General features: G+C 55.8%; 12 protein-coding genes and 4 tRNA genes. All 16 read left to right on the forward strand.

The features are described 5' to 3' along the window. Positions 1 to 15 precede the first annotated feature (15 nt). The 16 genes from wzzE to RTU33_RS16435 all read left to right on the forward strand — a co-directional run bounded on the left by wzzE (position 16) and on the right by RTU33_RS16435 (position 13,814). Positions 16 to 1,062, forward strand: a complete 1,047-nt coding sequence (gene wzzE / locus RTU33_RS16360) for an ECA polysaccharide chain length modulation protein (RefSeq protein ID WP_312628755.1) — start codon at positions 16 to 18, stop codon at positions 1,060 to 1,062. Positions 1,063 to 1,120: 58 nt separating this feature from the next. Beyond that, the gene (wecB, locus tag RTU33_RS16365; RefSeq protein ID WP_312628756.1) at positions 1,121 to 2,251 is read left to right on the forward strand and encodes a non-hydrolyzing UDP-N-acetylglucosamine 2-epimerase; all 1,131 of its coding nucleotides are present in this window, start codon (positions 1,121 to 1,123) and stop codon (positions 2,249 to 2,251) included. Beyond that, positions 2,248 to 3,510, forward strand: a complete 1,263-nt coding sequence (gene wecC / locus RTU33_RS16370) for a UDP-N-acetyl-D-mannosamine dehydrogenase (protein WP_312628758.1) — start codon at positions 2,248 to 2,250, stop codon at positions 3,508 to 3,510. The genes wecB and wecC overlap by 4 nt, the downstream gene beginning before the upstream one ends. Then, positions 3,507 to 4,574, forward strand: a complete 1,068-nt coding sequence (gene rffG / locus RTU33_RS16375; RefSeq protein ID WP_312628760.1) for a dTDP-glucose 4,6-dehydratase — start codon at positions 3,507 to 3,509, stop codon at positions 4,572 to 4,574. The genes wecC and rffG overlap by 4 nt, the downstream gene beginning before the upstream one ends. A 19-nt stretch (positions 4,575 to 4,593) precedes the next feature. After that, positions 4,594 to 5,475, forward strand: coding sequence for a glucose-1-phosphate thymidylyltransferase RfbA (gene rfbA, locus RTU33_RS16380; RefSeq protein WP_312628761.1), 882 nt, complete (start codon positions 4,594 to 4,596; stop codon positions 5,473 to 5,475). Next, entirely contained in the window at positions 5,453 to 6,127 is a 675-nt protein-coding gene (gene rffC / locus RTU33_RS16385) for a dTDP-4-amino-4,6-dideoxy-D-galactose acyltransferase (protein ID WP_312628762.1), read from the forward strand. The genes rfbA and rffC overlap by 23 nt, the downstream gene beginning before the upstream one ends. Positions 6,128 to 6,131: 4 nt before the next feature. Beyond that, on the forward strand, positions 6,132 to 7,262 hold the full coding sequence (gene rffA / locus RTU33_RS16390; protein WP_312628763.1) for a dTDP-4-amino-4,6-dideoxygalactose transaminase: 1,131 nt from the start codon (positions 6,132 to 6,134) through the stop codon (positions 7,260 to 7,262). Between the two features lies 1 nt (position 7,263). Continuing rightward, complete coding sequence (gene wzxE, locus RTU33_RS16395; RefSeq protein WP_312628764.1) at positions 7,264 to 8,514, forward strand: lipid III flippase WzxE; 1,251 nt, start codon at positions 7,264 to 7,266, stop codon at positions 8,512 to 8,514. Next, the gene (locus RTU33_RS16400) at positions 8,511 to 9,590 is read left to right on the forward strand and encodes a TDP-N-acetylfucosamine:lipid II N-acetylfucosaminyltransferase (RefSeq protein WP_312628766.1); all 1,080 of its coding nucleotides are present in this window, start codon (positions 8,511 to 8,513) and stop codon (positions 9,588 to 9,590) included. The genes wzxE and RTU33_RS16400 overlap by 4 nt, the downstream gene beginning before the upstream one ends. Next, complete coding sequence (gene wzyE / locus RTU33_RS16405; RefSeq protein WP_312628768.1) at positions 9,587 to 10,933, forward strand: ECA oligosaccharide polymerase; 1,347 nt, start codon at positions 9,587 to 9,589, stop codon at positions 10,931 to 10,933. Before RTU33_RS16400 ends, wzyE begins: the two co-directional genes overlap by 4 nt. Positions 10,934 to 10,944: 11 nt before the next feature. Then, a complete protein-coding gene (wecG, locus tag RTU33_RS16410; protein WP_312628769.1) occupies positions 10,945 to 11,685 on the forward strand; it encodes a lipopolysaccharide N-acetylmannosaminouronosyltransferase in 741 nt (246 codons plus the stop codon). Between the two features lie 203 nt (positions 11,686 to 11,888). Beyond that, a complete protein-coding gene (gene thrP / locus RTU33_RS16415) occupies positions 11,889 to 13,274 on the forward strand; it encodes a bifunctional threonine/serine APC transporter ThrP (protein WP_312628771.1) in 1,386 nt (461 codons plus the stop codon). A gap of 102 nt (positions 13,275 to 13,376) precedes the next feature. Continuing rightward, positions 13,377 to 13,453: transfer RNA gene (locus RTU33_RS16420), tRNA-Arg, on the forward strand. 56 nt (positions 13,454 to 13,509) lie between these two features. Next, positions 13,510 to 13,585, forward strand: a tRNA-His gene (locus RTU33_RS16425). 22 nt (positions 13,586 to 13,607) lie between these two features. Continuing rightward, positions 13,608 to 13,693, forward strand: a tRNA-Leu gene (locus RTU33_RS16430). Between the two features lie 44 nt (positions 13,694 to 13,737). After that, positions 13,738 to 13,814 (forward strand) — tRNA-Pro (locus RTU33_RS16435). The last annotated feature ends 32 nt before the right edge of the window (positions 13,815 to 13,846 follow it).

The raw sequence follows: 13,846 nt of genomic DNA on the forward strand, positions 1-13,846 counted from the left end.
CAATCTGGAAGAGAGATGATACAACCACTACCGGGAGCAAACTCAGTGAGCGCTGAAAATGAACTGGATATTCGCGGTCTGTTTTGTACGTTATGGGCGGGAAAACGCTGGATTGTCGGGATAGCGGTCCTGTTTGCTCTGATTGTGCTTGTCTACACCTTCTTTGCCCGGCAGGAGTGGAGCGCGACGGCGATCACCGATAAGCCGACGGTCAATATGCTGGGAGGGTATTACTCTCAGCAGCAATTTTTGCGCAACCTGGATATCAAGGCCAATCTGGCCAGCGCCGATCAGCCTTCGGTGATGGATGAGTCCTATAAAGAGTTCATCATGCAGCTGGCATCCTGGGATACCCGCCGTGATTTCTGGCTGCAGACTGACTACTTCAAACAGCGTAAATCCGGCAACGCGCGCGCGGATGCCGCGTTACTCGACGATCTGATTAACGATATTCAGTTTACGCCGGGCGATGCGCTAAAAAACCTGAATGACAGCATCAAGCTGGTGGCGGAAACCGCCCCGGATGCCAACAACCTGCTGCGCCAGTATGTTGCCTTCGCAAGCCAGCGTGCCGCAAGCCATCTTAATGATGAACTGAAAGGCGCATGGGCCGCCCGTACGATTCAGATGAAAGCGCAGGTGAAGCGTCAGGAAGAGGTCGCGAAGACCATTTACGATCGCAAAATTCACAGCGTTGAGCAGGCCCTGAAAGTGGCACAGCAGAACAATATTTCCCGCAGCGAAACGGACGTCCCGGCCGAGCAGCTTCCTGACTCCGAACTGTTCCTGCTTGGGCGCCCAATGCTGCAGGCGAGACTGGAAAACCTGCAGTCCGTTGGCCCGGATTTCGACCTGGATTACGATCAGAACCGCGCCATGCTGACCACGCTCAATGTGGGTCCAAGTATGGACACTCGTTTTCAGACCTACAGGTATTTGCGAACGCCTGAAGAACCGGTAAAACGCGATAGCCCTCGCCGTGTATTTCTGATGGTGATGTGGGGTATCGTGGGGGCGCTGATTGGCGCAGGCGTTGCGTTAGCACGCCGCCGTCAGCAGTAGCCGCACTTTATTTGATGGAGGCTACAATGCCCCCGCGGTCAAGCCATAGAGAATCGATGTGAAAGTATTAACTGTATTTGGCACACGGCCAGAAGCCATCAAAATGGCGCCTCTGGTTCATGCACTGGCAAAGGATCCTCATTTTGAGGCGAAAGTTTGCGTCACGGCACAGCATCGGGAAATGCTGGATCAAGTGTTAAAACTGTTTTCCATCGTTCCGGATTACGATCTCAATGTCATGAGCCCGGGGCAGGGGCTGACGGAAATTACCTGCCGTATTTTGCAGGGGTTAAAACCCGTTCTGGAATCTTTCAAACCGGATGTGGTGCTCGTGCATGGCGACACGACCACAACGATGGCGGCAAGCCTTGCCGCCTTCTACCAGCGCATTCCGGTTGGGCATGTGGAAGCCGGTTTGAGAACTGGCGATCTTTACTCGCCGTGGCCGGAAGAGGCCAACCGCACCATGACGGGGCATCTGGCGATGTACCATTTTGCCCCAACGGAGAATTCACGCCAGAACCTGCTGCGGGAAAATATCCCGGGCGCCGGCATCGTCGTGACCGGGAACACCGTGATTGATACGCTTTTCTGGGTACGCGATCGCGTACTGGCTGATGCCTCTTTGCGCTCAGAACTGGCCAGCCGTTATCCTTTCCTGGATGACGATAAAAAACTTATCCTCGTCACCGGCCATCGCCGTGAAAGCTTCGGGCAGGGCTTTGAGAAAATCTGCCAGGCGTTGGCAGAGATTGCCACCGAGAATCCGGATGTGCAGGTGGTTTACCCGGTGCATCTTAACCCTAACGTCAGCGAGCCGGTCAACCGTATCCTCGGCAATGTGGATAACGTCTACCTCATTGAACCGCAGGATTATCTGCCGTTCGTCTGGCTGATGAATCGTGCCTGGCTGATTCTGACCGACTCCGGCGGTATCCAGGAAGAGGCACCTTCCCTTGGCAAACCCGTTCTCGTGATGCGTGACACCACTGAACGTCCGGAAGCCGTTGATGCCGGAACGGTGCATCTTGTCGGCACCGATCGCCAGCACATCGTCAATGAAGTCACGCGCTTGCTGCGAAGCGAGCAGGATTATCAGGCTATGAGCCGTGCCCACAACCCGTATGGTGACGGTCAGGCCTGTGAAAGAATTTTATCAGCCCTCAAAAACAATCAGGTAACGCTATGAGTTTTTCGACCATCTCTGTGATTGGCCTTGGCTACATCGGACTGCCAACGGCAGCAGCATTTGCCTCCCGTCAGAAACAGGTGGTGGGGGTGGACATTAACCAGCATGCGGTAGATACCATCAACCGCGGCGAGATCCACATTGTTGAGCCCGATCTCGATAAAGTGGTCAAAACAGCGGTTGTGGGCGGCTATCTGAAAGCCAGCACTATGCCGGTTAAAGCGGACGCGTATCTGATTGCTGTTCCAACGCCGTTTAAAGGCGAGCACGAACCGGATATGGCGTTCGTTGAGGCGGCGGCCAAATCCATCGCGCCGGTATTAGCGAAGGGGGCCCTGGTTATCCTTGAATCCACCTCGCCGGTGGGCGCGACGGAACAGGTTGCGCAGTGGCTGGCGGAAATGCGCCCGGATCTGACCTTCCCGCAGCAGGCGGGCGAGCAGGCGGATGTGAACGTTGCCTACTGCCCGGAGCGCGTATTGCCAGGGCAGGTGATGGTCGAGCTCATTAAAAACGATCGTGTGATCGGCGGCATGACGCCGGTATGCTCGGCACGCGCCAGTGAACTCTACACTATTTTCCTCGAAGGTGAATGCGTGGTAACTAACGCCCGCACCGCCGAGCTGTGCAAGCTTACTGAAAACAGCTTCCGCGATGTTAACATCGCCTTTGCCAACGAACTGTCGCTTATTTGCGCCGATCAGGGCATCAACGTCTGGGAGCTGATCCGCCTGGCGAACCGCCACCCTCGCGTTAATATTCTTCAGCCAGGCCCCGGCGTGGGCGGGCACTGTATCGCGGTAGACCCCTGGTTTATCGTCGCGCAAAACCCTGAGCAGGCGAGACTGATTCGCACCGCCCGCGAAGTGAACGATCACAAACCCCACTGGGTCATAAATCAGGTGAAAGCCAAAGTGGCTGACTGCCTGGCTGCCAACGGTAAGCGCGCCAGCGACATCACCATCGCGTGTTTCGGCCTGGCCTTCAAGCCCAACATTGACGATCTGCGCGAAAGCCCGGCGATGGAAATTGCCGCGCTGATTGCCGACTGGCACAGTGGCGAAACGCTGGTCGTTGAACCTAACGTGCACCAGCTGCCGAAAAAGCTGGCAGGTAAAGCCACGCTGGCCACGCTCGACGACGCTCTGGCTCAGGCCGATGTGCTGGTGATGCTCGTCGATCATAAGCAGTTCAAAGCCGTCAGCAGTGAAAGCATTTCACAGCCGTTCGTCGTCGATACCAAAGGAGTCTGGCGTTGAAAAAGATTCTGGTGACCGGCGGAGCGGGATTTATTGGCTCAGCCGTTGTGCGACATATCATCAACGAAACGTCGGATAGCGTGGTCGTCGTTGATAAGCTGACCTACGCCGGAAATCTCGCCTCGCTGGCTTCTGTGGCAAAGAGCGACCGTTTTGCCTTTGAACACGTTGATATTTGCGACAGGGCTGCCCTGGACGCGGTTTTTGCGCAATATCAGCCAGATTGCGTCATGCATCTTGCGGCAGAAAGCCATGTCGATCGCTCTATCGATGGGCCTGCGGCGTTTATCGAAACCAATATCGTCGGCACTTATACGCTGCTGGAAGCGGTGCGAAGCTGGTGGCAGCCTCTGGCTGCGGCGAAAAAAGAGGCGTTCCGTTTCCACCATATCTCCACCGATGAAGTGTATGGCGACCTGCATGGCAGCGATGATTTCTTTACTGAAACCACGCCTTATGCGCCAAGCAGCCCATATTCTGCCTCGAAAGCCGGCAGCGATCATTTGGTGCGGGCCTGGCTGCGAACCTATGGTCTGCCGACGCTGGTCACCAACTGTTCCAATAATTACGGCCCCTGTCATTTCCCTGAAAAGCTTATCCCGCTGACGATCCTCAATGCGCTGGCGGGCAAGCCATTGCCGGTTTATGGCAATGGGCTTCAGGTCCGCGATTGGCTCTATGTTGAAGATCACGCCAGAGCTTTATATCGCGTAGCAACGACAGGCGTTGTGGGCGAGACTTACAACATCGGCGGACATAACGAGCGCAAGAATATTGATGTGGTACGCACCGTTTGTGCGCTGCTCGAAGAGCTGGTACCGAACAAGCCGGAAGGCGTGAAGCGCTACGAGGATCTGATTACCTTTGTCACAGACAGACCGGGGCACGATGTTCGCTATGCGATTGACGCCAGCAAAATTGAGCGTGAATTAGGCTGGACGCCGGAAGAGACATTCGAAACCGGCATGCGTAAAACGGTGCAATGGTATCTCGCGAATGAGCTCTGGTGGCAGCAGGTGCTTGATGGCAGCTATCAGGGCGAGCGTCTGGGGCTGAAAAGCTAACGCACCCGGGAGAGAACATATGAAAGGCATTATTCTGGCTGGGGGTTCTGGCACCCGACTGCATCCGATTACCCGCGGCGTGTCAAAACAGCTGTTGCCGATTTATGACAAACCCATGATCTACTACCCGCTGTCGGTGTTAATGCTGGCGGGGATACGCGACATTCTCATCATCACCACGCCGGAAGATAAAAGCTATTTCCAGCGCCTGCTGGGAGATGGCTCGGAGTTTGGGATTGCGCTGACCTATGCTGAACAGCCAAGCCCGGACGGCCTCGCGCAGGCGTTTATCATCGGCGAAACCTTCCTTGCCGGTGAACCTTCGTGCCTGGTGCTGGGCGACAATATTTTCTTCGGTCAGGGCTTCAGCCCGAAATTACGCAGCGTGGCGGCGCGCACCGAAGGGGCAACCGTGTTTGGCTACCAGGTCATGGATCCAGAAAGGTTTGGCGTCGTTGAATTTGACGATAATTTTCGGGCGATCTCGCTGGAAGAAAAACCAAAGGAGCCGAAGTCTAACTGGGCAGTCACTGGCCTTTATTTCTACGACCATAACGTGGTGGAGTATGCGAAGCGCGTGAAGCCTTCCGAGCGTGGCGAGCTCGAAATTACCTCAATTAATCAGATGTATCTCGACGACGGAAAGCTGACCGTAGAGCTTCTTGGCCGTGGTTTCGCCTGGCTTGATACCGGCACCCATGACAGCCTCATTGAGGCCAGCACCTTCGTGCAAACGGTTGAAAAGCGTCAGGGATTCAAAATTGCCTGCCTGGAAGAGATCGCCTGGCGCAACGGCTGGCTGGATGATGATGGCGTAAAACGCGCGGCCGGTCAGTTGGCGAAAACCGGCTACGGCCAGTACCTTCTGGAGCTGCTCCGTGCCCGTCCGCGCCAGTATTAATCCCCTGAAATGGGAAACAGAATTTTTCGGCATCAATAGCGCTTTGCTGCAAATGGATGACGATGCGCCAGAACTGCACGCTGATGCTCTGACGAGCTGGTCACGGGTGCAAGCGAAAATTCCTGCCCAGCGAACTGACTGGCTGGATGCGCTGCAGCAGCTCGGTTTTCAGCTGGTGGAAGGCGAAGTCGATTTTAAGCTCAACGTAACAGACAGCGTTAATCCACAGGCAGAAACGGCGACCGAACGTGATATTCCTCGCCTGCGTGAACTCTCTGCTCAGGCGTTTGCTCAAAGCCGCTTTCGCGCGCCGTGGTATGACGCAGATGCCAGCGGTCGTTTCTATGCACAATGGATTGAAAATGCCGTTCGCGGCACGTTTGACCATCAGTGTCTGGTTTTTCGTGACGATAGCGCCAATATTCGTGCATTTGTCTCTTTACGTCAGCTCAACGACAGTGAAGCCCGCATCGGGCTGCTTGCCGGGCGCGGCGCAGGCGAGCAATTGATGCTGGCGGCCATGCGCTGGGCATTTGAGCGGCAGCTAACCGCGCTGCGGGTGGGCACCCAGATGGGCAACACCGCGGCGCTTAACCGTTATATTCACAGTGGTGCTTCACTGGAAAGCACCGCTTACTGGCTCTACAGGTGACACGATGATTCCTTTTAACGCTCCGCCGGTTGTCGGTACTGAGCTTGAATACATGCAATCTGCCATGGGCAGCGGCAAGCTCTGCGGCGACGGTGGCTTTACCCGCCGCTGCCAGCAGTGGATGGAGCAGCGTTTCGGCAGCGCCAAAGTTCTGCTCACGCCATCCTGTACCGCTTCGCTGGAAATGGCGGCGCTGCTGTTGGATATCCAGCCCGGCGACGAAGTGATCATGCCGAGCTACACCTTTGTCTCCACCGCCAACGCCTTCGTGCTGCGCGGGGCAAAAATCGTTTTTGTCGACGTACGTCGCGACACCATGAACATCGATGAAACGCTGATTGAAGCGGCGATCACCGACAAAACCCGGGCCATCGTGCCGGTACATTACGCGGGTGTGGCCTGTGAAATGGACACCATTATGGCGATCGCGAAAAAGCATAATCTGTTTGTGGTGGAAGATGCAGCGCAGGGCGTGATGTCGACCTACAAGGGGCGTGCGCTGGGCACCATCGGTCATATCGGCTGCTTCAGCTTTCATGAAACCAAAAACTACACCGCGGGTGGCGAAGGTGGCGCGACGCTGATTAACGATCGCAAGCTGGTGGAACGCGCCGAAGTGATTCGTGAGAAAGGCACCAACCGCAGCCAGTTCTTCCGCGGGCAGGTCGATAAATACACCTGGCGTGATATCGGCTCAAGCTACCTGATGGCTGATTTGCAGGCCGCTTATCTCTGGGCTCAACTCGAAGCGGCTGACCGCATCAACCAGCAGCGCCTCAGCCTGTGGCAAACCTATTACGATGCGCTGAAGCCGCTGGCGGATGCCGGGCGCATTGAGCTGCCAACGATCCCGGCGGACTGCGTCCACAATGCCCACATGTTTTACATCAAACTGCGTGACGAAGCCGATCGCGGCAAGCTCATCGCCTGGCTGAAAGAAGCCGAGATCATGGCGGTGTTCCACTACATTCCGCTGCACTCTTCACCCGCTGGTGAAGCGTTTGGCGTATTCCATGGCGAAGACCGCTTCACCACGCATGAAAGTGAGCGTTTGCTCCGCCTACCGCTGTTCTACAATCTGGCGGCGGTGAATCAGCGTACGGTCATCAACTCCCTGTTAAGCTATTTCGCCTGAGATGTCTCTGGCAAAAGCTTCACTCTGGACTGCGGCCAGCACGCTGGTCAAAATCGGTGCCGGGCTGCTGGTCGTTAAGCTGCTGGCCGTAGCGTATGGTCCATCCGGCGTCGGGCAGGCGGGCAACTTTCGCCAGCTTGTAACGGTATTGGGCGTGCTTGCTGGCGGAGGAATTTTCAACGGCGTCACCAGGTTTGTGGCGCAGTACCACGACGATCCTGAGCATCTGCGCAACGTTGTGGGCACCTCGTCGGCGATGGTGCTGGGTTTCTCTACGCTGCTGGCGGTTATCTTCGTTCTGGCAGCAGCGCCTATCAGCCAGGGATTGTTTGGTCATACCCATTATCAGGGGCTGGTGCAACTGGTCGCGCTGGTACAGATGGGCATCGCCTGGGCAAACCTGCTGCTGGCGCTGCTGAAAGGTTTTCGTGATGCCTCCGGAAACGCACTCTCATTAATTGCCGGGAGCCTGACTGGCGTCGGGGCCTGGTTCCTGAGCTGGCATCTCGGTGGCTATGAAGGGGCATTACTCGGCCTGGCGCTGGTGCCTGCGCTGGTCGTGCTTCCGGCGGGTATTATGCTGGCAAAGCGAAAAGCCATCCCCTTTGCGTACCTGAAACCGCGCTGGGATGCGTTTTACGCCGGGCAACTGGGTAAATTTACCCTGATGGCGCTGATCACCTCGGTAACGCTGCCCGTTGCCTACGTGATGATGCGAAACCTGCTGGCCGCGCACTACAGCTGGGATGACGTGGGGATCTGGCAGGGCGTCAGCAGCATTTCCGATGCCTATCTGCAGTTTATTACCGCCTCGTTCAGCGTCTATCTTCTGCCAACGTTGTCGCGTCTGACGGCAAAAACGGATATCACCCGTGAGATCGGTAAGGCGCTGAAGTTTGTGCTGCCGGCCGTGGCGGCAGCGAGCCTGACGGTCTGGCTACTGCGGGATTTCGCCATCTGGCTGCTGTTTTCCGCTAAATTCACCGCGATGCGCGATTTGTTTGCATGGCAGCTGGTGGGCGACGTGCTGAAAGTAGGCGCTTACGTCTACGGCTATCTGGTGATCGCCAAAGCCTCACTGAGGTTCTATATTCTGACGGAAATCTGCCAGTTCACGCTGCTGACGGCGTTTTCGCACTGGCTGATCCCGATGCATGGTGCGCTGGGCGCGGCACAGGCCTATATGGCAACCTATATCGTTTATTTTGCGCTGTGCAGCAGCGTATTTTTAATCTGGCGTAAACGGGCATGACTGCACTGATACACGTACTGGGATCGGATATCCCGCACCACAACCAGACCGTGTTGCGGTTTTTTAGCGAAGAGCTGGCCGCAGGCAGCGAGCATGCACGCGAGTTTATGGTCGTGGGCGATGAGAGTGGGCTGCGTGCCGCAGGTCCGAACCTGTCTCTGCATTTTTACAGAGACAAAAAATCCCTCGCGACCGCCGTTGTGGCGAAAGCTAAAGCGGATCGCGGGCAGCGTTTCTTCTTTCACGGCCAGTTTAATACCGGCCTGTGGCTGGCGCTGCTGAGTGGCGGGATCAAGCCTGCACAGTTTAACTGGCATATCTGGGGGGCCGATCTGTATGAAGTCTCCCGCGGCCTGAAATTCCGCTTGTTTTACCCGCTTCGTCGCCTGGCTCAGGGGCATGTTGGCTGCGTGTTTGCCACCCGTGGGGATTTAAACACCTTCGGGAAAGCGCATCCTCATGTGCAGCAGGAGCTGCTTTATTTCCCGACCAGAATGGATCCTGCGCTGAATGAGTTGGGGCCAGAAAAGCGTGATACCGACACCCTGACCATCCTGGTGGGGAATTCCGGGGATCGCAGCAATGACCACATTGCGGCGCTGAAAGCGATTCACCAGCAGTTTGGCGATACGGTAAATGTCGTGCTGCCGATGGGCTATCCGGCTAACAATGATGACTATATTCGTGAAGTGCGTACATCGGGCGAAGCGCTGTTTAGCGGCGAGCATCTGAAAATCCTCAGCGAGAAGCTGGAGTTTGATGACTATCTTGCCCTGCTGCGCCGCTGCGATCTGGGCTATTTCCTGTTCCCACGCCAGCAGGGCATCGGCACGCTCTGCCTGCTGATTCAGGCGGGAATTCCGTGCGTGCTCAACCGGGAAAATCCTTTCTGGCAGGACATGACGGAACAGCACATTCCGGTGCTGTTTACCACCGATAAGCTGGACGTCGCCGTCGTGCGCGAAGCGCAGCGGCAGCTGCTGAATGTGGATAAAACACAGATTGCGTTTTTCCGTCCGGCCTATCTTCAACCGTGGCACCGCGCGCTGCAAATTGCAGCAGGAGAGGCGCAATGAGCCTGATGCAGTTTACCGGCCTGCTTGTGGTGTGGCTGTTTTCATCGCTGTTTATCGCGACGCTGACGTACTTCGAGTTTCGCCGCGTGCGCTTCAACTTTAACGTCTTCTTCTCATTGCTGTTTTTACTGACCTTTTTCTTCGGTTTTCCGCTATCGATGACGCTGGTCTTTCGCTTTGACGTCGGCATTGCGCCACCGGAAATCCTGCTGCAGGCACAGCTTTCCGCGGTGTGTTTCTATGCGATCTATTACGTAGCGTATAAAACGCGACTGCGTGCCGCACGCGTTGAGGCTGAGCGACGTCCGCTTTTTACTATGAACCGGGTAGAAACCCATCTTATGTGGGGCCTGCTGGCGCTGATTGCGCTGGTAAGCGTTGGTATCTTCTTTGCGCACAACGGGTTCCTGCTGTTCAGGCTGCACTCCTACAGCCAGATTTTCTCAAGCGAAGTGTCCGGCGTGGCCCTCAAGCGCTTCTTCTACTTCTTCATTCCGGCGATGCTGGTGGTCTATTTCCTGCGTCAGGACAGCAAAGCGTGGCTGTTCTTCCTCGTCAGCACCGTGGCGTTTGGCCTGCTGACTTACGTGATCGTTGGTGGGACGCGTGCCAATATCATCATCGCGTTCGCTATCTTTCTTTTCATTGGCATTATTCGCGGCTGGATCTCCCTGTGGATGCTGGCGGCGGCCGGCGTGCTGGGAATTGTCGGCATGTTCTGGCTGGCGCTGAAACGCTATGGCCTGAACGTCAGCGGCGATGAGGCTTTTTATACGTTCCTCTATCTGACACGCGATACTTTCTCGCCGTGGGAAAACCTCGCGCTGCTGCTGCAGAACTACGACAAAATTGATTTTCAGGGCCTGGCGCCAATCGTGCGGGATTTCTACGTATTTATCCCGACCTGGCTGTGGCCGACTCGCCCGGGAGTGGTGCTCAACACCGCCAACTACTTTACCTGGGAAGTGCTGAACAACCATTCGGGGCTGGCGATTTCACCGACGCTTATCGGCTCGCTGCTGGTGATGGGCGGCGCAGGGTTTATTCCGCTTGGCGCAGTGGTCGTGGGGCTGATTATTAAGTGGTTTGACTGGCTGTATCAGCTTGGCAACCGTGAAACGAACCGCTACAAGGCGGCGATTCTGCACAGTTTCTGTTTTGGCGCTATCTTCAACATGATTGTGCTGGCCCGCGAGGGGCTCGATTCGTTTGTCTCACGCGTGGTCTTTTTCCTGGTGATTTTCGGGCTGTGCCTGCTGGTTGCCAAGTTGCTTTACTGGCTGCTGGACAGCGCCGGGCTTATCCATAAGCGCGCAAGGCCGCTGCCACAACCTCTGGTTTGATAAGGGAACACATGATGGATCCAATTGCTGCACCGCTTTATACCGTCCGCGGCCTGCAGCTCATCGGATGGCGCGATATGCAGCACGCGCTGGATTATCTCTATGCTGATGGCACAATGCGGCAAGGCACGCTAGTGGCGATCAACGCGGAGAAAGTCCTGACGGCGGAGGATAACGCCGAAGTGCGCACGCTGATCGACGCCGCCGAGTTTAAATATGCCGATGGCATCAGCGTGGTGCGATCCATTCGTAAAAAATACCCTGAAGCCAACGTTTCGCGCGTGGCCGGGGCGGATCTCTGGGAAGCGCTCATGGCGCGTGCCGGTGCGGAAGGAACGCCAGTGTTTCTGATTGGCGGAAAACCCGAAGTGTTGGCGCAAACCGAAGCAAAGCTGCGCCAGCAGTGGAACGTCAATATCGTGGGCAGCCAAAACGGCTACTTCAAACCCGCAGATCGGCAGGCTCTGTTTGCGCGAATCCAGGCCAGCGGTGCAAAAATCGTGACCGTAGCGATGGGATCGCCGAAGCAGGAAATCTTTATGCGCGACTGCCGGATGGTACATCCGGATGCTTTGTATATGGGCGTTGGCGGCACTTATGACGTCTTCACCGGACATGTGAAGCGCGCGCCAAAAGTATGGCAGCGGCTTGGTCTGGAATGGCTTTATCGTCTGCTGTCACAGCCTGGTCGTCTCACCCGACAGCTACGCCTTCTGCGCTACCTTCGCTGGCACTATACCGGCCAGCTCTGATCCTTCCCCTCAAAAATGTATTGCGCATTAATTGTGCAATACATTCGTATATTTAATACTTTGTTTGCCATTTCACCCATTTTATTCAACCATTCCCGCCCCTGGAGTCTGCGCGAGCGTGCGTTCCGGAGGTTAAATGGCAGGTAAAACTGCTGATAACAATAACCGGCATTGACCGGAGAATGGCAAACACATGAGGATCTATGGCTGAGAAGCAACCGACGCTACAGCGAGGGCTGGAAGCGCGACACATCGAATTAATCGCCCTCGGGGGTACCATCGGCGTAGGCCTGTTTATGGGCTCGGCGAGCACGCTGAAATGGGCCGGTCCGTCGGTATTACTGGCCTATATTATTGCCGGACTGTTTGTGTTCTTCATTATGCGCTCGATGGGCGAAATGCTGTTCCTCGAACCGGTCACCGGGTCATTTGCCGTTTACGCGCATAAATACATGAGCCCGTTCTTTGGCTATCTCACGGCCTGGTCATACTGGTTTATGTGGCTGGCGGTGGGGATTTCCGAGATTACCGCCATCGGCGTGTATACGCAGTTCTGGTTCCCCGGGTTGGCGCAATGGATACCTGCGCTGATTGCGGTCGCGCTGGTCGGGCTTGCGAACCTCGCCGCCGTGCGTCTGTATGGTGAGCTGGAGTTCTGGTTTGCGATGATCAAAGTCACCACCATTATCGTTATGATCGTGGTGGGCGTTGGGGTGATCTTCTTTGGCCTTGGCAACGGCGGGCATGCGATTGGTTTTGGCAACCTGACAGAACACGGCGGCTTTTTTGCCGGCGGCTGGAAAGGCTTCCTGACCGCGCTTTGTATTGTTGTCGCGTCTTATCAGGGCGTTGAGCTTATCGGCATCACCGCCGGAGAAGCGAAAAACCCGCAGGTCACGCTGCGCAGTGCGGTAGGTAAGGTGCTGTGGCGCATCCTGATTTTCTACGTCGGCGCAATTTTCGTTATCGTCACCATTTTCCCGTGGAATGAGATTGGCAGCAACGGCAGCCCGTTTGTGCTCACCTTTGCCAAAATCGGCATCACGGCGGCGGCAGGTATCATTAACTTTGTGGTGCTGACGGCGGCGCTCTCCGGTTGTAACAGCGGCATGTACAGCTGTGGTCGTATGCTGTATGCCCTGGCGAAAAACCGTCAGCTGCCAGCCGCAATGGCAAAAGTCTCGCGTAACGGTGTACCGGTGATGGGCGTGGCGGTGTCAATTGCCATTCTGCTGCTGGGATCGTGTCTGAACTATATTATTCCCAATCCGCAGCGGGTGTTTGTTTATGTCTACAGCGCCAGCGTGCTGCCGGGCATGGTGCCGTGGTTCGTGATCCTGATTAGCCAGCTGCGTTTTCGTGCAACGCATAAACAGGCTCTGGTGAATCATCCGTTCCGCTCGGTGCTGTTCCCCTGGGCGAATTACCTGACGATGGCGTTTCTGGTCTGCGTGCTGATCGGCATGGGCTTCAACGACGATACGCGCATGTCGCTGTTTGTCGGGATTATCTTCCTTGCACTGGTGACGGTGCTGTATCAGGTTTTACGCCTCGGCCAGGCTGGGGAAGCCCGTAAATTGCAGGATTAAGCGGCAAAACGTGCAAAGCATAACCAAACGGAAAATTTCTTTAAAAAGAGACTGGACAGCTTTGCACGAAGTCCGTATTATCCGACCCCGCAACGGCGCTAAGCGCCCGTAGCTCAGCTGGATAGAGCGCTGCCCTCCGGAGGCAGAGGTCTCAGGTTCGAATCCTGTCGGGCGCACCATTTACCCGGTGCTGGAGCTGCGGTGGTTTCTGACCGCGTAGAAAAGATTTGCAGTGGTGGCTATAGCTCAGTTGGTAGAGCCCTGGATTGTGATTCCAGTTGTCGTGGGTTCGAATCCCATTAGCCACCCCATTATTTAAGAGTTTGTGGCAATGCGAAGGTGGCGGAATTGGTAGACGCGCTAGCTTCAGGTGTTAGTGTCCTTAGGATGTGGGGGTTCGAGTCCCCCCCCTCGCACCACGACTTTTAATGAATTGAACTAAAAATTCAAAAAAGCAGTATTTCGGCGAGTAGCGCAGCTTGGTAGCGCAACTGGTTTGGGACCAGTGGGTCGGAGGTTCGAATCCTCTCTCGCCGACCAATTTTGAACCCCGCTTCGGCGGGGTTTTTTCT

It is taken from the genome of Scandinavium sp. (assembly GCF_032012665.1).
In the GTDB taxonomy this organism is placed as follows: domain Bacteria; phylum Pseudomonadota; class Gammaproteobacteria; order Enterobacterales; family Enterobacteriaceae; genus Scandinavium.

Excerpts from the sequence above, each read along its gene's own strand:
- wzzE (WP_312628755.1), top strand. The coding sequence starts at position 16 with ATGATACAACCACTACCGGGAGCAAACTCAGTGAGCGCTGAAAATGAA.
- wecC (WP_312628758.1), top strand. The coding sequence starts at position 2,248 with ATGAGTTTTTCGACCATCTCTGTGATTGGCCTTGGCTACATCGGACTG.
- rfbA (WP_312628761.1), top strand. The coding sequence starts at position 4,594 with ATGAAAGGCATTATTCTGGCTGGGGGTTCTGGCACCCGACTGCATCCG.
- rffA (WP_312628763.1), top strand. The coding sequence starts at position 6,132 with ATGATTCCTTTTAACGCTCCGCCGGTTGTCGGTACTGAGCTTGAATAC.
- wzxE (WP_312628764.1), top strand. The coding sequence starts at position 7,264 with ATGTCTCTGGCAAAAGCTTCACTCTGGACTGCGGCCAGCACGCTGGTC.
- RTU33_RS16400 (WP_312628766.1), top strand. The coding sequence starts at position 8,511 with ATGACTGCACTGATACACGTACTGGGATCGGATATCCCGCACCACAAC.
- wzyE (WP_312628768.1), top strand. The coding sequence starts at position 9,587 with ATGAGCCTGATGCAGTTTACCGGCCTGCTTGTGGTGTGGCTGTTTTCA.
- wecG (WP_312628769.1), top strand. The coding sequence starts at position 10,945 with ATGATGGATCCAATTGCTGCACCGCTTTATACCGTCCGCGGCCTGCAG.
- thrP (WP_312628771.1), top strand. The coding sequence starts at position 11,889 with ATGGCTGAGAAGCAACCGACGCTACAGCGAGGGCTGGAAGCGCGACAC.